This window comes from Salinarimonas sp., from assembly GCF_040111675.1.
Taxonomy (GTDB): Bacteria; Pseudomonadota; Alphaproteobacteria; order Rhizobiales; family Beijerinckiaceae; genus Salinarimonas.
The window spans coordinates 1,547,605-1,566,819 of record NZ_CP157794.1; the positions used below are offsets into that span (position 1 = coordinate 1,547,605).

A 19,215-nucleotide genomic window follows, 5' to 3' on the forward strand; every position below is an offset into this window, starting at 1 on the left:
GCTCCTTCCGGCGGCGACCAGCCGCCTGGTCGGCGGCAATAGAGCGCCTTCGGCGCGCTTTTCGCGCTCACGTCCCCTTCCCCTGCGCGCCTGCGGCGCTCCGGCCGGGGACGACGACCACACCCCCCAATCACTCACCCCACCGCGTCCGCCGCCCACCCCTCCTCCGTCACCCCGTACAACGCCGCCCGCGCCAGCACGCGGCGCGCCCAGGCCCGGTGCACGGAGGGCTCGCACATCGCGCCCTCGTGCTGGAAAACGGCCTTCGCCTCCTCGGCCAGCACGGCCTCGGCGCTCGCCACCTCCGGCGCGCTCACCGCGAAGGCGGCATGGATCGTCGCCACCTGGATCGGGTGGATCGCCGTCTTGCCGACGAGCCCGTGGGCGACGTCCCGCGCCGTCTCGCGCGCCAGCGTCGCGGGGTCGCGCACGACGTCGTAGACCGGTGCGGTGAGCGCGAAGCCCGCCGGGATCATCAGCCCGACGAGCTGCGCCACCACCGCCCCGAGCGGCCCCTCGTAGAGCGTCTCGCCGGGGATGCGCCGCAGCCCCAGGCAGGCGAGGAGGTCGTTGCCGCCGATGCGCAGCGCGAGCACCCGCCCGCGCCCCTCCGCCAGGAGCTCGTCGCGGAAATCGCGCATGGCGAGCGGGTCGAACGCCTCCGCCGTCTCCAGCGTCGGCATCAGCATCAGGCGGCTATCGCCCAGCGCCGCGATCCAGCCGGCGACCTGGCCCGGCCGCACCTTCGGCGCCACCATGCCGGCGAGCCGCTCCGCGCCCGGCAGCGTCGCGATCTCCGCCGCCATCGCCCGCGAGCGCGGCCGCACGAACAGCAGCGGCGCGCCCTCCGCCGGCGGCAGCCGGGCGAGCCGCCCGAGCAGGGCGCGCAAGTTCGCCAGCGCGTCGCCGAGATCGGTCTCGTGCACGGCGTCTTCGAGGCACAGCACGATGGAGCGCAGGCCGCCGATCTTCGCGCCCTGCGCCACGGCGAGCATGTCGGCCCGCGTCGCCGGCATGTAGAGCGTCGCGCCGAGCGCGAGCGGATCGATCGGGGACGCGTCGGCTGGGATCGTCACGACACCCTCCTGATCAAGGTCAGCGCCCGGTAGGGCGCGATCGCCGCCCCGGCCTCCTCGAGCGGAACCGCCCGCTCGCGCGCCAGGTGAACCAGCGCGGCGCAATCGGGGTCCGTCCTCGACGCTACGAAAACCCGCTCGGGCACCCGGCGCAAGACCGCGCGCGTCGCCTCGGCGATGCCCGGCTTGATCCGGTTGCGGTTGTCCACGCCGAACCGCGCCGCGAGGCCCTCGACCACGGCCAGCGAGGCGGCCCGCCGCCGCGCCCGGTCCGGGTCCTCAGGCGCGATGGGCGGCGCGGTCGAATCGCCCAGAGCCGGGCGCGCGAGCCGCCAGATCGCCTCGACATGATCGCGCGTCACGTCGTGCGGCGCGAGGTGGTCCCACACCATGCAGCCGTGGAAGTCCCCCGGCCCGATCGCCTCGTTGAGGATCGTCCGGCTCACCAGCCCCGACACGGTGGCGCCGAGGATGCCGGAGGGGATCAGCCAGTCCTCCCCCGAGGCCGAGAGCCAGGCCCGCCCGCACGGATCGGCCAGCGTCACGAGACGCGGCGCGTAGTCGGTCCGCCCCGCGAGCGCCCGCTCCAGCTCCCCCGCGATCGCCCCCTTGCCGGTCCAGCCGTCGACGAACACCGCCCCCGCGCTCGGCCGCCGCGCGGCGACATGCGCGAGCGCCGCCTCGTCGATGCCCCGGTCGCGGATGATCGAGATCCCGGCATGCGCCACGTCGCGGCCCAGGCATTCCAGCGACCGTTTCAGCAGAACCCCCAGCGGCGCGCCCGCCCGCACCAGGCTCATCAGCGTGATCGGCCCGTCCACCGCCGCGGCGAGCCCCTTCGCCAGCCCCGCGACCTCCCGCGCCGCCCGCGGCGCATGGCGCGCCAGCGCGTCGTCGTAGAGCGCGCGGTATTCGGGGGAGGGCGGGCTCTCGCGCCCGATCATCTCGGAATAGTGCCGCGCCCCCGACTGGATCGCCCGCTCCTTCTCCTCCACCGGCGTCTCGTCGATGGCGAGCGGGGTCAGCAGGAAATCGACGTCCCCCGCTGCGAACGACCCCGGGAACCCGCCCAGCATCAGCGGAGCCTCCCGGCGCTTTTCCTTCCCCGTAGGGGAAGGTGGCTCGGCGAAGCCGAGACGGATGGGGCGCGGCGCGCGAGCGACGCGTTCCGCGAAGCGGAAGCTCCCGGGCGGCCGACGGTCGCGCACGTCGGTTTCGGCTTCGCCGAACGCGCGTTCCGCGCGCCCCATCCGTCACCGCGCTTCGCGCGGCGCCACCTTCCCCTACAGGGAAGGAGAGGCCGTGCCGCGTCTCGCGTCAGCGAGCACTCCGATGCGGCCGCGCGGGATGCCGGCGCCGTCGCGCCCCCCATCACCCCGCCCCCTCCGTCAGCGCCCGCGCCAGCTGGCTGCCCGCCGGGGCCCCGAACAGGTCGCAGGCGAGCAGGAACGGCAAATCGGTCAGGCTGTCGCCGAAGCCGATGGCGGGCCGCGTCGGGTCCTCGGCGCGAAGCCGCGCCAGAAGCCAGTCCACCGCCCGGCGCTTCGACAAAGCCGGCGGCAGGAGGCCGAGATTGTTGCCGTTGTGGTGCACGGTCCAGCCGGCGAGGTCGAAGCCGGTGGTCAGCGCGTCGGCGATCTCGACGAGCCGCTCGCCCTCGCCGTCGTTCTGCTTGAACACGGCGTAGGTCGCGATCTCCGCCTCGGCCACGATCCAGGAGCGCATGTCGAGCCCCGCCGTCTCCCCCGCGGCGCGGCCGTGCTCGAGCAGAGCCGCCAGCGTCTCCTCGTGGGCGGCGAGGTCGCGCGCCATGATCGCCGCCCACTCCGCCTCCGGCGCGCCGTCCGGCCCCAGGATCACCGCCCCGTTGGCGAGCACGGCGTGCGCCGCGAAGGGGATCGCCACGCGGGAATAGGCCTCCGTCGAGCGCGCCGTCACGGGCACCGTCTCCGCCGAGGCGATCAGCCAGTCGACCAGCGCCTTCTGCCGGCGCGTCATCAGAGAATGCGCGCCGTTCGTCGCCTGCGCCGCCAGCGTCAGGTGCTCCGAAGGCTCGTCCGGCGGGCACTTGCGCCGGGTCTGGAACAGCGTGTCGTCGAGATCGACGAAGACGATGGGGCGGCTCATCCGTAAAGCTCTCCGTCTTCCACGACCTCGGCCCCGAGCGCCTCGACCAGCGCCGGGTCGAGCGCGGCGCGTCCGGTCTCGACGCAGATCACGATACGGTCGTAGCGCTCGCGTACGACATTGTAGAGAAAGTTCGGGATGCCGAGCCCGTAATTGTCGCCGAAGGCGAGCGCCGTCTCGATGGCGTGGCCGAGGGCGATCGGCGAGCGCGTCACGGCCGAGAACCGCACGTCCGCCCCCGCGCGCTCCAGCGCCTCCGCCAGCAGGAAGGGCGGGAACACGTATTCCCCCGTCCCCAGCACCAGGATCCGCTCCCCCCGCCGCGGGGCGAGCCGCGCCGCCGAGGGCGTCCGGTGCTCCCGCACGCCGAGCCGCCCCCAGTCCCGCGCGGGGTCCGGCGAATGCGCGCCGCGCGCGGTCACGTCGACCCCCGGCATCGTGGGAAGCGGCGCGCCCGGAATCGGGCGCCAGCGATAGGTCCCCTCGAGCAGCGCCACGCTCGTCGCGCCGAGCGCACGCGCCGCCGATCCGCCGGACCAGTCGGTGAGCGTCACCAGCACCGTCCGCTCGGGCGCGAGCCCGGCCGCCCGGAAGGCGGCGGCGAGGTTCACGAAGGTCTTGCCGGTCGAGGCCTCGTCGTCGACGAGGACGAGGCTGCGTGCGCCGCGCGCCGAAGCCGCGAGATCCGGGTCGAGCGGCTCGTGGATCAGGTGGCGCGTCGCGTGGCTGTGCTCCTCCTCGAAGGTCAGCCACAGCGGCGAGCCGAGGGGGTGGCGCGTCGTCGGTAGGTAGAGCACGTCGTCGCGCCCCGTCGCCGCCGCGTAGTCCTGCGCCACGCCCGCGCCCAGCGCCACCGCCGTCTCCGCCATGCCGACGACGAGCACCGGCCCGGGCAGGTCGGCGGGGATCGTCCCCGCGAGCTCCCGCGTCGCGCCGCGCATCACCGAGGGCGCCACCGGGATGTGGCGCCCCAGCACCTTCGACACGAACAGGAAGGAGCGCTTCGGGTTGCGCCGCTCCGCGAAGCCGAACAGGTCGCGCGGCGGGCGCGAGGACCGCGCGACGCGGGCCTCGATCGTCCCCGTCGCGAGCCGCGCCTCGAAGTCCATCGCGGAGGCGGTCAGTGCGCCGCCGCGCGGCGACGCCGCCAGCGGGCGATCGACCACCAGATCCAGCCGATCACCAGCGCCAGGATCACCAGGAAGACGATGTTGAACCACGGGATCGGCGTGTAGCCCGGCTCCACCCGCTCCACGGAGACGGCGTTGGGGAACCAGGAGAACATCGGCACGCGCCAGCCGTAATGCGTGACGAGCGCCGTCGCGCGGTCCTCCGCCAGCTCCTGCGCGCGCGCCTGGACGTTGGCCGAGTCGAACTTGAAATAGAACGGGAAGCCCCAGCCGGTGTCCTCGTTGTAGTACACCCGCACGTCGCCCCCGTCGGGATCGACGGCCTGGATCACGTAGACGTCGCGCGTCCTCTGGGGGTTCTCGCCCGTCGTGGGCTCGGTGTCCACGCGCCGGATCTCGGTGCCGACGACGCGGACCACGTCGTAGCCCGGCAGGTTGTAGTGCAGGAACGCCCCCACCGGCAGGAGCACGATCAGGAGAAGCAGCGCCTTCACGAGGCCGCCGCGCATTCTGTCTTTCATCCGTAGACTCCGACCAAGATGAGAACGCCGAGGAGGAGGAGGGGAACGCCGACCAGCTGCAGCCAGAGGCGACGCCCCGTGGAACGTCGCCATTCCGCGATGTCGTATTCCAGGGCGTCCTCGTCAAGCTCGTCCGTGAGACGTGCGCGACGGCGCCGCCGAATTTCCCCGAGCGTCAGCACCGCCTCGCGGGTCAGCGTCAAGAGCGCGGCGAGGACGAGGAAGACGATCAGCCAGCGGGTCACGCCGCCTTACCCCTTTTCCTAGCGCTGTCGGTAGTGAGAAGCTGCTGTGGCGCAGGCGATGCGGGTATGGCTGTCATGCCGGCTGTCCTCGATGGCTCAGGTGGCTCGGCCGCCCGCATCGCCGCCTCTGATCGACCGCTGATTACGCGATGCCCTCGATGGCTTTGTAAGGCGATGCCGGCGAGACGAGGCCTGCGTTCCGGGGTCGGAAGGGAGGTTGTACGATGAGGATATGCGTCGGCATCGATGCCGCGAAGGTCACGCATTGGGCGGTGGCGGTCGACGGCGAGGGCCGGGTCGTTCTCGACCGCGCGGTCGAGAACGACCCGGACGCGATCGACGCGCTGGTCGGGGAGCTTCGCGCGCTCGGGCGAGAGGTGGTGATCGGGCTCGACGTCGTGGGCTCCTTCGCCCGCTTCCTCGAAGCGGTCCTGCTGGCCGAGGGCTTTGCCCTCGTGCACACGCCCGGCATCGCGGTGAACCGCGCCGGCCAGGGCTTCTCGGGGGGCGAACGCAAGTCCGACCCGCGGGATGCGCGCACCATCGCGGACCTGGTGCGCACCCGCGATCTGCGCCCGATCCTGCCGGACGACGACACGCTCGTCGCGCTCCGGCTGAAGGTCGGTCGCCGGCGCGAGCTGATCCAGGATCAGACGCGGCGCATCTCCCGCCTGCGTGGACTTCTGTGCGGCATCCACCCCGGCCTCGAACGGACGCTGGACCTCACCTGCAAGGGGCCGCTGGCCCTGCTCACGCGCTACGTCACGCCGTCCGAGATCCGACGCGCCGGAAAACCCCGCCTGCTCGCGCATCTGAAGAGGACGCCGCACCTGCACGGGACGGACGCCCTCGTCGATCGCGCGCTGGAGGCCGCCCGGGCGCAGAAGATCGTCGTGCCGGGCGAGGCGCCTACGGCCGAACTGATCCGCGAGCTTGCAAACGAGGCACTCGAGGCGCGCGCCAGGATCGTCCGGATCGAGCGCGATCTCGAAGGCTTGCTCGCCGACCACCCTGACGGCGCCCTCATCCGTTCGCTGCCGGGGATGGGGGCGGTCCTCGCGGCAGAGTTCATCGCTTGCGTCGGCGACATCCGGCGCTTCGGGTCGGCCGACGCGCTGGCTTCCGCTGCCGGTCTCGCGCCCGTCCAGCGCCAGTCCGGAAAGCGCGCAGGCTGGCGGCGCGCCTACGGCGGCGACAAGGCCCTCAAGCGCGTCTTTTACCAGAGCGCCTTCTGCGCCGTCACGACCAAAGACCCTCTCTCCAAGGCCTTCTACGACCGCAAGCGACGCGAAGGAAAGCACCACACCCAGGCCCTCATCGCACTCGCAAGGCGCCGCGTCACCGTGATCTGGACCATGCTTCAGCGCCGCGAAGCCTTCGATCCCGATCGAAAAGCTGCTTGACTTGCTCATTACGCAGCCTCCTCCGCCGCGGTCGGCGAGCGCCGATCGAGATCCGTCATCGCCAAGAAACGCCCCTCCTGCCGGCCCTCCGGCCGCGCGCGCCCATCCTGCCACGAAGACGCCCGCCCGAGCCACCCCGCTCGTCGCCGAGGAGCCGGCGCCCTCCGACGCGGGGCCGTCCTGCTTCCGTCCGCGGAGGCCCGCACTGCACGTCCCGTGCGGCGAGGGCGTCGAGCGCCGACGTCCTTCCCTCTCCACGAGGGGAGGGTGTCCATCGCCCGTGACACGCCCGCCGTCGGCGCGTAGAACCGCGGCGCTCTAGAACCGCGAAAGGCGCGTTCCCGTGTCCACAGCCGCCCGCGTCGCGCCGCGCGCGTTCCTCGTCGTCGTCGCCTATCTCGGCTTCGTCTCGCTGGCGCTGCCGGACGTCGCGCACGGCGTCGCCTGGCCCTTCGTGCGCGACGCCTTCGCGCTGCCGCAGAGCGGTCTCGGGCTGATCATGGCGGGGACGGCGGCGGGGTTCTTCGTCTCCTCCTTCTTCGCCGGGCGCCTGCTCGCCGCGCTCGGCGTCGGCCGTCTTCTCGCGGGGAGCACCGGGCTCGTCGCAGCCGCCCTCGCCGGCATCGCGCTGGCGCCGGCCTTTCCGGTCTTCCTCGCCTGCGCGCCGCTCGTCGGGCTCGGCTCGGGGGCGATCGATTCGGGGCTCAACGCCTACGCCGCCAAGCGCTTCTCGCCGCGCCACATGAACTGGCTCCATGCCGCCTTCGGCTTCGGCGCGGCCTGCGGGCCGTTCCTGATGACGGGCGCGCTCCTCGCCACCGGCTCCTGGCGGCTCGGCTACGGGCTGATCGCCCTGATCATGGGGGCGATGGCGCTCCTGTTCCTCACGACCCGCGGCGCCTGGCGCGCCGACGCCGGCGGGCCGATCGCCGCCGGGGAGGGCCACGCGCCCGCGCGGGTCTCGACCGGCGCCGCGCTGAGGCACCCGGTCGTGCGCCTCCAGATCGCGATGTTCTGCGTCTATGTCGGCGTCGAGTACGGCGCGGGGCTGTGGATCTTCACCGTGCTGAGCGAGGGCAGGGGGCTGTCCGTCGAGCTCGCGGGGGCGATGGCGGGCCTGTACTGGGCCGGGCTCTTCGTCGGCCGGGTCGGCTTCGGCCTGTTCGCCGAGCGTCTCGGCGAGGACCGCTCGGTGCGGCTCGGGCTCGGCGGCATGGTGGTCGGCGCCGCCGCCTTCGCCTTCGCGCCGACATGGCTCGCGCTGCCGGGCGTGATCCTCATCGGGCTCGCCTGCGCGCCGGTCTTCCCGATGCTGATGTCGCGCACGCCCGCGCGGCTGGGCGAGGCGCTCGCCGCCCACGCCATCGGCTTCCAGGTCTCGGCCGCCATGCTGGGCGGCGTGCTGTTCCCCGCGCTCGGCGGCGTCCTCGCCGATGCGTTCGGCGTCGGCGCCGTACCGCTGATGGTGCTCGCCGCGGCGCTGACGCTCGTTTGGCTCAACACGATCCTCGAGCGGCGCACGCGCTGAGGTCTGCGCAGCCGCACGGATTGACTCGGGCGCGCGCTCGTGCTCAACATTTCAAGAGTTATGGAGATATCGAGAGATGCTCGAGCGTGACGCGCTCTCCGCCTTCGCCGCCCTGTCGCAGGAGACGCGCCTGCGCGTCCTGCGCCTGCTGGTGCGCGCGGGCGAGGCCGGCATGGCGGCGGGCGCGATCGGGGAGGCGGTGGGCGTCTCCTCCTCGGGCCTGTCGTTCCACCTCTCCCATCTCGAGCGCGCCGGGCTGATCGAGGGGCGGCGCGAGAGTCGCTCCATCGTCTACCGCGCGCGGGTGAACGCGCTCTCCGACCTCGTCCGCTTCCTGCTCGAGGAATGCTGCGAGGGGCGTCCCGAGATCTGCGCCCCCGTCCTGAGGAGCCTGCCCATGCGAGACCCGATGCCGGACCGCGTCTACAACGTGCTCTTTCTGTGCTCGGGCAACAGCGCCCGCTCGATCATGGCCGAGAGCCTTCTGCGCAAGGAGGGCGCGGGCCGCTTCCGCGCCTTCTCCGCCGGCTCGCGGCCGAAGGGCGCCGTCGACCCGCTGGCGCTGAAGGTGCTCGACGCCTTCGACATGCCGACGGAGGACCTGCGCTCGAAGTCCTGGGCCGAGTTCGCCGAGCCGGGCGCGCCCGCGTTCGACTTCGTCTTCACCGTCTGCGACGCCGCCGCCGGCGAGCCCTGCCCGGTCTGGCCGGGCCAGCCGATGACGGCGCATTGGGGCATCGAGGACCCCGCCGCCGTCGAGGGCGCGCCCTTCGAGCGCGAGCGCGCCTTCGGCCAGGCCTTCCGCTACCTGAAGAACCGCATCTCGGTCTTCACCAGCCTGCCGATCGCGAGCCTCGACCGGCTCGCCTTGTCGAGAAAGCTCGACGAGATCGGGACCCTGACCGGCGCCTCCGTGGGCGCCGTCGTTCCGTTCACCCGCGAGAGCGCCTGATCATGTCCGTTTTCGAGCGTTTCCTCACGCTCTGGGTCGCCCTGTGCATCGTCGTCGGCGTGGCCCTGGGGCGCCTCGTGCCCGAGATGTTCCAGGCGCTCGCCGCCGTCGAGATCGCGCAGGTGAACCTTCCCGTCGCGGCGCTGGTCTGGCTGATGATCTTCCCCATGCTGGTGAAGATCGATTTCGCCGCGCTGGGCGAGGTGACGCGGCAATGGCGCGGCATCGGGGTGACGCTCTTCGTCAACTGGGCGATCAAGCCGTTCTCGATGGCGGTGCTGGGCTGGATCTTCATCGGCTGGCTGTTCCGCCCGCTCCTGCCACAGGACCAGATCGAGAGCTACATCGCAGGCCTGATCCTGCTCGGCGCGGCGCCCTGCACGGCCATGGTCTTCGTCTGGTCGAACCTGTGCCGGGGCGAGCCGCGCTTCACCATCACGCAGGTGGCGCTCAACGACGTCGTGATGGTGTTCGCCTTCGCGCCCATCGTGGCGCTGCTGCTGGGCCTCTCCGCCATCGTCGTGCCGTGGGAGACGCTGCTCCTCTCCGTCGTGATCTACATCGTCGTGCCGGTGATCGCCGCCTGGGTGGTGCGCCGGCGCGTGCTCGCCCGCGGCGGCGCGGCGGCGCTCGACGCGCTGCTTGCGCGGCTCCAGCCGATCTCCATCGTCGCGCTGCTCGCGACGCTGGTCCTGCTCTTCGGCTACCAGGGCGACCAGATCGTCGAGCAGCCGCTCGTCATCCTGCTCCTCGCCGTGCCGATCTTCCTGCAGGCCTACCTCACCTTCGGCCTCGGCTACCTGCTCAACCGCGTTCTCGGCGAGAGCCACGCCGTCGCCGGCCCCTCCGCCCTGATCGGCGCCTCGAACTTCTTCGAGCTCGCGGTGGCCACCGCCATCGCGCTGTTCGGCTTCACCTCCGGCGCGGCGCTCGCGACGGTGGTGGGCGTGCTGATCGAGGTGCCGGTGATGCTCTCCCTCGTCGCCATCGTGAACCGCTCGCGCGCCTGGTACGAGCGCGGCGCCGTCCGCCGCGCGACCTCCGCCGCCTCGTCGTCCAAATCCTGATCCGAAGGACGCCTCCCATGACCCTGCGCGTCGGCATCAACGGCCTCGGCCGCATCGGCAGGCTCGCCCTGCGCGCGGCGCTGGGCGGCGCCGAGCGGCCGGACGACGATCCGCGCCGCGACAACCGGCTCGAGATCGTCGCCGTCAACGAGCTGAAGGGCTCGGCGGCGGCGCTGGCGCACCTCGTCGAGTTCGACTCGGTCCAGGGCCGCTGGCGCGCGCCGATCCGCGCGGAGGGCGAGGGCGCGCTCCGCATCGGGGACCGCTCGATCGCCTTCTCGCAGCACGCCGCGCCCGGCGACGTCCCGTGGGGCGATCTCGGCGTCGACGTCGTGATCGAGGCGACCGGCAAGTTCCTGACGCCGCAGGCGCTCGAGGGCCATCTCGCCCGCGGCGCGAGGCGCGTCGTCGTCGCGGCGCCGGTGAAGGACCCCTCCGTCCTCAACGTGGTCGTCGGCGTCAACGAGCATCTCTACGACCCGCAGAGCCACCCCATCGTCACCGCCGCCTCCTGCACGACGAACTGCCTCGCGCCGGTGGTGAAGGTGGTGCACGAGGCGATCGGGATACGGCACGGCCAGATCACCACGATCCACGACCCGACGAACACCAACGTCGTCCACGACGCGGTCCACAAGGACCTGCGCCGCGCCCGCTCGGCCATGCTCTCGCTCCAGCCGACGACGACGGGGAGCGCGACCGCGATCGCGCTGATCTATCCCGAGCTGAAGGGCAAGCTGAACGGCCACGCGGTGCGCGCGCCGGTGCTCAACGCCTCGCTGACGGACTGCGTCTTCGAGCTCGCCCGCGAGACCACGGCCGAGGAGGTCAATCGCCTCTTCGCGCAGGCCGCCGCCGGGCCCCTCGCCGGCATCCTCGGCTACGAGGAGCGCCCGCTCGTCTCCGCCGACTACGCGCGGGACACCCGCTCCTCCATCGTCGATGCGCCCTCCACCATGGTCACCGACGGCACGCTGCTCAAGGTCTACGCCTGGTACGACAACGAGATGGGCTACGCCTGCCGCATGGTCGACCTCGTGACGCACATGGCCCGGACGGGGATCTGAGATGACCGCCGGCACGCGCAACTACGCCGTCGTCACGGCGAGCTATTGGGGCTTCACGCTCACCGACGGCGCCCTGCGCATGCTGGTGCTGCTCTACTTCTTCCAGCTCGGCTACTCGCCCTTCACGCTCGCCTTCCTGTTCCTGCTCTACGAGGCCGCCGGCATCGGCGCCAACATGATCGGCGGCTGGCTCGCGACCCGCTTCGGCATCCCGCGCATGCTCATGACCGGGCTCGCGACGCAGATCACGGGCTTCCTCGTCCTCTCCGCCGTCTCGCCGGACTGGGCGGTGGCGCTCTCCGTCGTCTGGGTGGTCGTGGCGCAGGGGATCTGCGGCGTCGCCAAGGACCTGACCAAGACGGCCTCCAAGAGCGCCATCAAGGTGGCCGAGGCGCAGGCCCGCAGGGAGGCCGGCGAGAGCCGGCTGTTCCGCTGGGTCGCGTTCTTCACCGGCTCGAAGAACGCCATGAAGGGCTTCGGCTTCTTCCTCGGCGGCGTGCTCCTGCAGACGCTCGGCTTCCAGCTCGCGCTCTGGACGATGGCGGGCGCGCTCGCCCTCGTCCTCGCGGGCGTCGTCCTGGCGCTGCCGCGGGACATGGGCCGGGCGAAGGCCTCGAAGAGCGCCAAGGAGCTCTTCGCCAAGTCGCGCGGGGTGAACCTGCTCGCCGGCGCGCGCGTGGCCCTGTTCGGCGCGCGGGACGTCTGGTTCGTCGTCGGCGTGCCGGTCTTCCTCTACGCGAACGGCTGGACCTTCACCATGGTCGGCGCCTTCCTCGCCGCCTGGACCATCGGCTACGGCGCGGTGCAGGCGGTGGCGCCGAGCTTCGTCAAGCGCAGCCCGGACGGGCTCACCTCCGAAGTCGACGGGGCGCGGGCGTGGTCCTTCGGCCTCGCGGCGATCCCCGCGCTGATCGCGGCGGCCCTGGCCTCCGGGATCGGCCGGCCGGACCTCGTCCTCGTCGCGGGGCTCGGCGTATTCGGCATCGCCTTCGCGGTGAATTCCTCCGTCCATTCCTACCTGATCCTCGCCTATGCCGGCTCGGAGAAGGCGGCGGAGGACGTCGGCTTCTACTACGCGGCCAACGCGGCGGGGCGCTTCACGGGCACGCTCCTGTCGGGCCTGCTCTACCAGGCCGGCGGCATCCTCGCCTGCCTGCTGGGCTCGGCCGTGATGCTCTCGATCTGCTTTGCCGTGACGCTCGCCCTGCCCCGGGCGCGGGAGGCGACGGCAGCGACCTGAGCCGCCGGAAAGGCCTTACGGAACCCCGCGCGGCGCGCGTCATTCCCCATCGGTCCAGTTTCGACAGGCCGGAGGCGGCATGACCCGCACCACCTTCCTCCTCGCGACGCTCCTGATCCTCGCGCTGTCGCTCGCGCCCCGCGCGGGGCTGGCGCAGCAGGAGAGGGGGGCCGACGCCGCGACCGGCTCGGTGGCCGACACGCGCGACCAGCCGACCCGCGACCAGATCCGCCGCCTGCTGCGCGAGCGCGACGGCGCCGATGGCGGCGACTTGCCGCCGCCCTCGGCGATCTCCCCCGAGATCGACCTCCTCGCGCCCGCACCGGACGAGTTCCAGGAGCCCTGACCATGGCCGACGACCCGACCCGCGACCGCCCCAACCTGAACGACGAGGACGTCAGCCGCCTGCGCAACGAGCAGCGCCGCGAGAACGCGCCGGTGGGGGAGGGCGGACCGGAAGGCAACCTGACGCAACAGAAGGCCTGGGGCGATCCCGGCGGCGAGGCGCACGCCTATCGCGCCGCCACGAGCGGATCGGGCGGCGACGCCTCGACGCACGGCGATCTCACCGCGCAGGAGACGCCGGAGACGACGCGCCGCCTCGCGACCGGCGAGACGCCGGAGAGCCGCGCGCGCGCCAACCGCGACGCGGACGACGCGGCGGAGCATCTCGGCCAGAAGGAAGAGTGAGCGAGCGCCCTCAGCGATGTCGTCCCGGACGGCGAAGCCGATCCGGGACCTATACGCTCGACCTCGGATCGAGCGCGCATGGCGCGCTCGTCGCGCTACACCTCAATCCTCGGGATCACGGAAGCGCAGCCTGAAGGCTGCGACACCGACGTCGGCGTTCATGGGTCCCGGATCGCCTTCGGCGTCCGGGATGACGGTGATCGACGACGCTGAAGTCGACGACAGCCCCGCCAATGCCTTGCAGGCTCCGAGCGCCCTCAGCGATCCGTTTGCAGGTGGCGCTCGAGATAGGCGAGCGCGTTCTGCCGGTCGCTCTGGCTCGCGCCGGCGATGGCCTGATCGTAGAGGTCGGCGATCCAGGGATCGCGGCTCGGATCGGCGGCGTCGCGGGCGAGGGTGAGCCACATCAGCCCGAGCGCCCGTTGGCGGGGAACGCCCTCGCCGGTGAGCAGCATGTGCCCGAGCACCGCCTGGGACGCGATGTGCCCCTTCTCGGCGGCGAGGTTGAGCCAGCGCGCGGCCATGCGCGGGTTCGCCGTCACGCCGCGGCCGTCGAGATAGAGGCGCGCCAGGTTGTACTGCGCGTCCGCGTCGCCGAACCAGGAGGCGGCGTAGGAGAACATCTCGTGCGCCCGCGCGGTGTTCTGGCGCACGTAGGTGCCGGGAATGCCGTCCAGGAAATAGACGCCGAGCGCCACGAAGGCGTTGGAGACGACGCCGGCGTCCGGCGCGTCCGGCGACTGCTCGGCGTGGCCGTCGGCGATCCCGGAGAAATACTCGAAGGCCTTCAGGTCGTCGTGGGGCACGCCGTCGCCGGCCGCGTACATGCGGCCGAGCTTCCATTGCGCCAGCGTGTCGCCCTGCACCGCCGCGAACTCGAGCGCGCGCACGGCGCCCGCCTTGTCGCCGGCATTGTAGTCGCGCATCCCCGAGCGCAGCGCGTCGCGCACGGAGGCGAAGGGCGAGGCCGCCTCGCCCGAGCGCGCGCCGTCGACCGCCAGCGCCGGACCCGTCAGGAGGGCCGTCGCCAGCACCAGGGCGTATGCGCCACGACGTGTCCGCCTAGATATCGGCATAGCACTGCTTTTCGCCCTTGGCACCCGGATGGGTGACCGCGCCGTAGCGGGCGGGGCCGACCGTCTGGGCGAACTTCCACAGCGTGCCGGACCCGTAGCCGATCTCGCGCGGCTGCCACTTCTGGCGGCGCGCATCGAGCTCCTCGTCCGACAGGTGCACCTGGAGGGTGCCGTTGATCGCGTCCATCTCGATGACGTCGCCGTCCTCGAGGAGGCCGATCGGCCCGCCCACGGCGGCCTCGGGGCCGACGTGGCCGATGCAGAAGCCACGCGTCGCGCCCGAGAAGCGGCCGTCGGTGATGAGCGCGACCTTGTCGCCCATGCCCTGGCCGTAGAGCGCGGCGGTGGTCGAGAGCATCTCGCGCATGCCGGGGCCGCCCTTGGGGCCCTCGTAGCGGATGACGAGCACCTCGCCCTCCTTGTATTCCTTGTTGCGCACCGCGGCGAAGCAGGCCTCCTCGCCGTCGAAGACGCGGGCCGGGCCCTTGAAGACCTGCTTCTCGGGCGGCATGCCGGCGACCTTCACGATGGCGCCCTCCGGCGCGAGGTTGCCCTTGAGGCCGACCACGCCGCCGGTCACGGTGATCGGCTTGTCGGCCGGGCGCACCACGTCCTGATCCGGGTTCCACTTCACCGAGGCGAGGTTCTCCGCCATGGTGCGGCCCGTCACCGTCATGCAGTCGCCGTGCATGTAGCCCTGGTCGAGGAGCGTCTTCATCAGGAGCGGAATGCCGCCCACCTCGAAGAGATCCTTCGCCACGTAGCGGCCGCCGGGCTTGAGATCGGCGACGTAGGGCGTGCGCCGGAAGATCTCCGCGACGTCGAACAGGTCGAACTCGATGCCGCATTCGTGCGCGATCGCCGGCAGGTGCAAGGCCGCGTTGGTCGAGCCGCCCGAGGCCGCGACGACCGTCGCGGCGTTCTCCAGCGCCTTGCGGGTGACGATGTCGCGCGGGCGGATGTTCTTCTCGATGAGATCCATGACCATCTCGCCCGCCGTCATGCAGAACTGGTCGCGGATCTCGTAGGGCGCGGGCGCGCCGGCGGAATAGGGCAGCGCGAGGCCGATCGCCTCGGAGACGGTGGCCATCGTGTTGGCCGTGAACTGCGCGCCGCAGGCGCCGGCCGAGGGGCAGGCGACCTTCTCGAGCTCGGCGAGGTCCTCGTCCGACATCTGGCCGACCGAGTGCCGGCCCACCGCCTCGAACACGTCCTGCACCGTCACCGGCTGGCCGCGGAAGGAGCCCGGCAGGATGGAGCCACCGTAGATGAAGACCGAGGGCACGTTGAGGCGGCACATGGCCATCATCATGCCCGGCAGGGACTTGTCGCAGCCGGCGAGGCCGACGAGGGCGTCGTAGGCGTGGCCGCGCATGGTCAGCTCGACGGAATCCGCGATCACGTCGCGCGAGGGCAGCGAGGAGCGCATGCCGTCGTGACCCATGGCGATGCCGTCGGTGACGGTGATGGTGCAGAACTCGCGCGGCGTGCCGCCCTGGGACGCGACGCCCTTCTTCACCGCCTGCGCCTGTCGCATCAGCGCGATGTTGCAGGGGGCGGCCTCGTTCCAGCAGGTGGCGACGCCGACGAAGGGCTGGTGGATCTGCTTCTCCGTCAGGCCCATGGCGTAGTAGTAGGAGCGGTGGGGCGCGCGCGAGGGCCCCTCCGTCACGTGACGGCTCGGCAGCTTCGACTTGTCGTAGACGCGCTCGCTCATGACCCTCGTTCCTTCCCACAAACGCTTTGCCGCCCGCTTAACGGCTCTTGACAGGCGCTGACGCCGCCCGGACGCCTCTCATACGCAATTAGGCCGCGTCCCGCCAAGCTCCGCCGACGCCGCATCCCGGAGGACGCGCGAGGCCCCGGACCAGGGCCCAGGGCTCGCCTCGCGCCATTAAAGCTTTGAAAAACAACGCGTTCGTGTCGAGTGTGACCATGCGCGGGGAAAGTGGCGGGATCGGGGCGCGGGGCCGTCTGGGGGATTGCGGAGGGCGCGATGGGGGCGGTGTGTTGCGAGGGGGCAACATTTCGTGAAGGGGGTCCGGGAGGGGGCGACGTGCATGATGGACGGACGCGGGAGCCCCGCCGCCGCCATCTCCCCGCAGCGGAGCTGGGCCGCCTCAGCGGCCCGGAGGGGCGGGCGGGAAGCGTGGGACGGGACGGCGCTCCCCACCCGCCGGCCCCCTCAGCCCATCCCCTCCAGCGCGTGCGCCAGATCCGCCACCAGATCGTCCGGATGCTCCACGCCGATGGAGACGCGGATCGTGGCGTCGGAGACGCCGATGCGGGCGCGGACCTCCTGCGGGACACCGGAATGGGTGGTGGAGGCCGGGTGGCAGGCGAGGGATTCGGTGCCGCCGAGCGAGACCGCGAGCTTGACCACCTGCAGGCCGTTGAGCATGCGGAAGGCCTCCTTCTCCCCGCCCGCGACGTCGAAGGCGAGGGTGGAGCCCGGGGCCTCGCACTGCCGGTCGTAGACGGCGCGGGACGGGGAGCCCTCGGGGAGGTAGCCGAGGTGGTGGACGCGAGCCACCTTCGGGTGGTCCTTCAGGAAGGCGGCGACGATCTCGGCGTTCTGCGAGGCCCGGCGCATGCGCAGCGCCAGCGTCTCGAGCGAGCGCGCGATCAGCCAGCAGGGGAACGGGTCGAGCTGGGTGCCGATGGCCGAGCGCAGCAGGCGCACGGGGCGCATCACCCCCTTGGAGCCCAAAGCGGCGCCGGCGATCAGGTCCGAATGGCCGCCGACGTATTTCGTCAGCGAGTAGATCGAGATGTCGGCCCCGTGCTGGAGCGGCTTCTGGAAGAGCGGGCCCAGCAGCGTGTTGTCGCACACGACGACCGGGCGGTGGCCCTGCCTCTCGCCGATCTCGTCGGCGACGCGTCGCACCAGGGCGAGATCGACGAGCGTATTGAGCGGGTTCGACGGCGTCTCGACCATGACGATCGACACCCGCCCGCGGGAGAGGGCGTCCTCGGCCGCGGCGCGCACGGCCGCCTCGTCGACGCCGTCGGCGAAGCCGACCGCGCCGATGTCGAGATTGGCGAGCGTCTTCGCGATCAGCGTCTCCGTGCCGCCGTAGAGCGGCTGGGAGTGCAGCACGACGTCGCCCGGGCGGGAATGGGCGAGGATGGTCGTCGCGATGGCCGACATGCCCGACGAGAACAGGAGCGCGGCCTCGGCCTCCTCGAAGATCGCGAGGCGATCCTCGACGATCTCGGCATTGGGGTGATTGAAGCGCGAATAGACGAGGCCCGCGGCCTCGCCCGCCGGCGGCTCGCGCCGGCCGGCGACGTAGTCGAAGAACTCCTTGCCGTGCTCGGCGCTCTCGAACACGAAGGTCGAGGTGAGGAAGACGGGCGGCTTGACCGCGCCCTCCGAGAGCAGCGGGTCGTAGCCGTAGCCGAGCATCAGCGTCTCGGGCTGCAGCTTGCGGCCGTCGATACGGTCCTTGTGGTAGCGGTCCTGGGCCATCTATCATCTCCGGAAAACGGGGGTCGGGAGCGACAACGCGGACGGGGAACGCGCGGGGTCGCCCGTCCGCCCTCTCCGCGTCTTTCCTTTCGGCTCTTCCTGGCCATATCAGACGTCGATGGCCATCCTATCCGGTTCATGGCGTCTGCAACTTGCGAGAAGGAACTTTCTTGAGCGTGCGCCCGACAGAAGCCGTCGATCCGTCGCCCTTCGACGCCGGGCGCTTCCGCGAGGCCATGAGCCGCGTGCCGGGCGCCGTGCACGTGGTGACGACCCGCGCCGGAGCGAGCCGCGCCGGCTTCACCGCCACCGCCGTCACGGCGGTGTCCGACCATCCGCCGACGCTGCTCGTCTGCGCCAATGCCGGCAGCGAATCCGCGCAGGCGCTGGTGCGTAACGGGATCTTCTGCGTGAACGCGCTCTCCTGGGAGGACGAGCCGGTGGCGAGCGTCTTCGCCGGGCGCACCGAGCTGCGCGGCGACGCGCGCTTCGGCCAGAACCGCTGGTCGACGCTCGCCACCGGCGCGCCCGTGCTCGAGACGGCGCTCGTCAGCTTCGACTGCCGGCTGCTCTCGGCCGACGTGGTGGGCACCCACCACGTCGTCATCGGCGAGGTCGTGGAGGCGCGCGTCGGCCGCCACGCCCGGGCGCTCGTCTACCGCGAGCGGGCCTTTCACGGCGTGTGAGCGCGCGCCTCACCCGAACGCGACGAGCGCCGCGAGCCCCACGCCGCCGACGACGATGCGCCACCAGGCGAACAGGCCGAAGCCGTGCTTCGAGACATAGGCGAGCAGCGTCTTGACCACGAACAGCCCCGCCACGAAGGCCGCGACGAAGCCGATGGCGATCTTCGCCGTGTCGTCGGCGGAGAGCTGGTCGTAGGACTGCAGCAGCTCCCAGGTGAAGGCGCCGGCCATGGTCGGCATGGCGAGGAAGAACGAGAACTCGGCCGCCGCGCGCTTGGAGGCGCCCATCATCATGGCGCCGACGATGGTCGCCCCCGAGCGGGAGACGCCGGGGATCATGGCGAGGCACTGGATCACGCCGATGCCGAAATACATCGGCAGCGAGAAGCGCGTCGCCTCCTCGTGGCGCTGCGGCAGGTTCGCCCGGTCGACCGCGAGCAGCACGAAGCCGCCGAGGATCAGGGTCGTGCACACGACGCGCGGATCGAACAGGACGCCGAGGATGAAGTCGCGCGCGAGCACGCCCACCACCGCCGCCGGCAGGAAGGCGACCAGGACGCCGACGACGAAGCGCCGCGCCTTCGGATCATGCGGCAGCGACAGCGCGATCGACCAGAGGCGCGCGAAATAGGCCGAGAGGATCGCCAGGATCGCGCCGAACTGGATCAGGATGGCGAAGGTCTTGTCCGCGTGGCTGTCGAGGCCGAACAGGCTCTGGAGCAGGATCAGGTGCCCCGTCGAGGAGACCGGGATGAACTCGGTCGCGCCTTCGAGAAGGCCGAGGAAGAGCGCCTTGAGGGCCTCGATCAGGGTCATGGGGACGAGCTCGTTGCGGTGCGAGAGAACGGCGTCGGAGCCGGGTGTAGCCGCCCTGCGGCGCGAGCGCCAGCCCGGCGGATCGTTACCGGGCGTTAACTTGACGAAGCCTTAATGTC

General features: G+C 71.8%; 19 protein-coding genes and 1 pseudogene. 10 read left to right on the forward strand and 10 right to left on the reverse strand.

Annotated elements, in window-relative coordinates; genetic code table 11:
• Positions 1–134: 134 nt before the first annotated feature.
• From ABL310_RS07235 to ABL310_RS07260, 6 genes are all read right to left on the reverse strand, one after another.
• Positions 135–1,076, reverse strand: a complete 942-nt coding sequence (locus ABL310_RS07235) for an HpcH/HpaI aldolase/citrate lyase family protein (protein ID WP_349371014.1) — start codon at positions 1,074–1,076, stop codon at positions 135–137.
• Positions 1,073–2,152, reverse strand: a complete 1,080-nt coding sequence (locus ABL310_RS07240; RefSeq protein WP_349371015.1) for a cysteine protease StiP domain-containing protein — start codon at positions 2,150–2,152, stop codon at positions 1,073–1,075. Before ABL310_RS07240 ends, ABL310_RS07235 begins: the two co-directional genes overlap by 4 nt.
• A gap of 295 nt (positions 2,153–2,447) precedes the next feature.
• The gene (locus ABL310_RS07245) at positions 2,448–3,203 is read right to left on the reverse strand and encodes a hypothetical protein (RefSeq protein WP_349371016.1); all 756 of its coding nucleotides are present in this window, start codon (positions 3,201–3,203) and stop codon (positions 2,448–2,450) included.
• Entirely contained in the window at positions 3,200–4,369 is a 1,170-nt protein-coding gene (locus ABL310_RS07250) for a phosphoribosyltransferase domain-containing protein (protein WP_349371017.1), read from the reverse strand. The genes ABL310_RS07245 and ABL310_RS07250 overlap by 4 nt, the downstream gene beginning before the upstream one ends.
• Complete coding sequence (locus ABL310_RS07255; protein WP_349371018.1) at positions 4,324–4,854, reverse strand: DUF1523 family protein; 531 nt, start codon at positions 4,852–4,854, stop codon at positions 4,324–4,326. Before ABL310_RS07255 ends, ABL310_RS07250 begins: the two co-directional genes overlap by 46 nt.
• Positions 4,851–5,099 (reverse strand): hypothetical protein, encoded by a 249-nt coding sequence (locus ABL310_RS07260; RefSeq protein WP_349371019.1) that lies wholly within the window; start codon positions 5,097–5,099, stop codon positions 4,851–4,853. Before ABL310_RS07260 ends, ABL310_RS07255 begins: the two co-directional genes overlap by 4 nt.
• Before the next feature lie 224 nt (positions 5,100–5,323).
• Here ABL310_RS07260 and ABL310_RS07265 point away from each other — a divergent pair, with 224 nt between their 5' ends.
• From ABL310_RS07265 to ABL310_RS07305, 9 genes and pseudogenes are all read left to right on the forward strand, one after another.
• Positions 5,324–6,502, forward strand: coding sequence for an IS110 family transposase (locus tag ABL310_RS07265; RefSeq protein ID WP_349371020.1), 1,179 nt, complete (start codon positions 5,324–5,326; stop codon positions 6,500–6,502).
• Between the two features lie 343 nt (positions 6,503–6,845).
• The gene (locus ABL310_RS07270; protein WP_349371021.1) at positions 6,846–8,030 is read left to right on the forward strand and encodes an MFS transporter; all 1,185 of its coding nucleotides are present in this window, start codon (positions 6,846–6,848) and stop codon (positions 8,028–8,030) included.
• Between the two features lie 76 nt (positions 8,031–8,106).
• A pseudogene (locus ABL310_RS07275) lies at positions 8,107–8,343 on the forward strand (ArsR/SmtB family transcription factor); the annotation flags it as partial.
• A 96-nt stretch (positions 8,344–8,439) separates the two neighbouring features.
• Positions 8,440–8,982: an arsenate reductase ArsC gene (locus tag ABL310_RS07280; protein WP_349372012.1), complete on the forward strand. Its 543-nt coding sequence runs from the start codon at positions 8,440–8,442 to the stop codon at positions 8,980–8,982.
• Positions 8,983–8,984: 2 nt separating this feature from the next.
• Positions 8,985–10,049 carry an ACR3 family arsenite efflux transporter gene (arsB, locus tag ABL310_RS07285; RefSeq protein ID WP_349371022.1) on the forward strand — a complete coding sequence of 355 codons (1,065 nt, stop codon included), beginning with the start codon at positions 8,985–8,987 and terminating at the stop codon, positions 10,047–10,049.
• 17 nt (positions 10,050–10,066) lie between these two features.
• Entirely contained in the window at positions 10,067–11,116 is a 1,050-nt protein-coding gene (locus ABL310_RS07290; protein WP_349371023.1) for an ArsJ-associated glyceraldehyde-3-phosphate dehydrogenase, read from the forward strand.
• A gap of 1 nt (position 11,117) precedes the next feature.
• Positions 11,118–12,356 carry an organoarsenical effux MFS transporter ArsJ gene (gene arsJ, locus ABL310_RS07295; protein ID WP_349371024.1) on the forward strand — a complete coding sequence of 413 codons (1,239 nt, stop codon included), beginning with the start codon at positions 11,118–11,120 and terminating at the stop codon, positions 12,354–12,356.
• Between the two features lie 79 nt (positions 12,357–12,435).
• Positions 12,436–12,702: a hypothetical protein gene (locus ABL310_RS07300; RefSeq protein WP_349371025.1), complete on the forward strand. Its 267-nt coding sequence runs from the start codon at positions 12,436–12,438 to the stop codon at positions 12,700–12,702.
• A 2-nt stretch (positions 12,703–12,704) separates the two neighbouring features.
• Positions 12,705–13,046 (forward strand): hypothetical protein, encoded by a 342-nt coding sequence (locus ABL310_RS07305; RefSeq protein ID WP_349371026.1) that lies wholly within the window; start codon positions 12,705–12,707, stop codon positions 13,044–13,046.
• A 257-nt stretch (positions 13,047–13,303) separates the two neighbouring features.
• On the opposite strand, the gene ABL310_RS07310 is transcribed toward ABL310_RS07305, so the two are convergent.
• The 3 genes from ABL310_RS07310 to ABL310_RS07320 all read right to left on the reverse strand — a co-directional run bounded on the left by ABL310_RS07310 (position 13,304) and on the right by ABL310_RS07320 (position 17,594).
• Entirely contained in the window at positions 13,304–14,122 is an 819-nt protein-coding gene (locus tag ABL310_RS07310) for a tetratricopeptide repeat protein (RefSeq protein WP_374730377.1), read from the reverse strand.
• Positions 14,109–15,839: a dihydroxy-acid dehydratase gene (gene ilvD / locus ABL310_RS07315; RefSeq protein ID WP_349371028.1), complete on the reverse strand. Its 1,731-nt coding sequence runs from the start codon at positions 15,837–15,839 to the stop codon at positions 14,109–14,111. Before ilvD ends, ABL310_RS07310 begins: the two co-directional genes overlap by 14 nt.
• 468 nt (positions 15,840–16,307) lie before the next feature.
• Complete coding sequence (locus tag ABL310_RS07320) at positions 16,308–17,594, reverse strand: cystathionine gamma-synthase family protein (RefSeq protein WP_349371029.1); 1,287 nt, start codon at positions 17,592–17,594, stop codon at positions 16,308–16,310.
• A 176-nt stretch (positions 17,595–17,770) separates the two neighbouring features.
• Here ABL310_RS07320 and ABL310_RS07325 point away from each other — a divergent pair, with 176 nt between their 5' ends.
• Positions 17,771–18,280, forward strand: coding sequence for a flavin reductase (locus tag ABL310_RS07325; protein ID WP_349371030.1), 510 nt, complete (start codon positions 17,771–17,773; stop codon positions 18,278–18,280).
• Between the two features lie 9 nt (positions 18,281–18,289).
• Here ABL310_RS07325 and ABL310_RS07330 read toward each other — a convergent pair whose 3' ends face one another.
• A complete protein-coding gene (locus tag ABL310_RS07330; protein WP_349371031.1) occupies positions 18,290–19,096 on the reverse strand; it encodes an undecaprenyl-diphosphate phosphatase in 807 nt (268 codons plus the stop codon).
• Between the last annotated feature and the right edge of the window lie 119 nt (positions 19,097–19,215).

Coding starts and splice junctions, on each gene's coding strand:
- ABL310_RS07240 (WP_349371015.1), bottom strand. CDS start 2,152: ATGCTGGGCGGGTTCCCGGGGTCGTTCGCAGCGGGGGACGTCGATTTC.
- ABL310_RS07245 (WP_349371016.1), bottom strand. CDS start 3,203: ATGAGCCGCCCCATCGTCTTCGTCGATCTCGACGACACGCTGTTCCAG.
- ABL310_RS07255 (WP_349371018.1), bottom strand. CDS start 4,854: ATGAAAGACAGAATGCGCGGCGGCCTCGTGAAGGCGCTGCTTCTCCTG.
- ABL310_RS07265 (WP_349371020.1), top strand. CDS start 5,324: ATGAGGATATGCGTCGGCATCGATGCCGCGAAGGTCACGCATTGGGCG.
- ABL310_RS07280 (WP_349372012.1), top strand. CDS start 8,440: ATGCCGGACCGCGTCTACAACGTGCTCTTTCTGTGCTCGGGCAACAGC.
- arsB (WP_349371022.1), top strand. CDS start 8,985: ATGTCCGTTTTCGAGCGTTTCCTCACGCTCTGGGTCGCCCTGTGCATC.
- ABL310_RS07290 (WP_349371023.1), top strand. CDS start 10,067: ATGACCCTGCGCGTCGGCATCAACGGCCTCGGCCGCATCGGCAGGCTC.
- arsJ (WP_349371024.1), top strand. CDS start 11,118: ATGACCGCCGGCACGCGCAACTACGCCGTCGTCACGGCGAGCTATTGG.
- ABL310_RS07300 (WP_349371025.1), top strand. CDS start 12,436: ATGACCCGCACCACCTTCCTCCTCGCGACGCTCCTGATCCTCGCGCTG.
- ABL310_RS07305 (WP_349371026.1), top strand. CDS start 12,705: ATGGCCGACGACCCGACCCGCGACCGCCCCAACCTGAACGACGAGGAC.
- ABL310_RS07310 (WP_374730377.1), bottom strand. CDS start 14,122: ATGCCGATATCTAGGCGGACACGTCGTGGCGCATACGCCCTGGTGCTG.
- ilvD (WP_349371028.1), bottom strand. CDS start 15,839: ATGAGCGAGCGCGTCTACGACAAGTCGAAGCTGCCGAGCCGTCACGTG.
- ABL310_RS07320 (WP_349371029.1), bottom strand. CDS start 17,594: ATGGCCCAGGACCGCTACCACAAGGACCGTATCGACGGCCGCAAGCTG.
- ABL310_RS07330 (WP_349371031.1), bottom strand. CDS start 19,096: ATGACCCTGATCGAGGCCCTCAAGGCGCTCTTCCTCGGCCTTCTCGAA.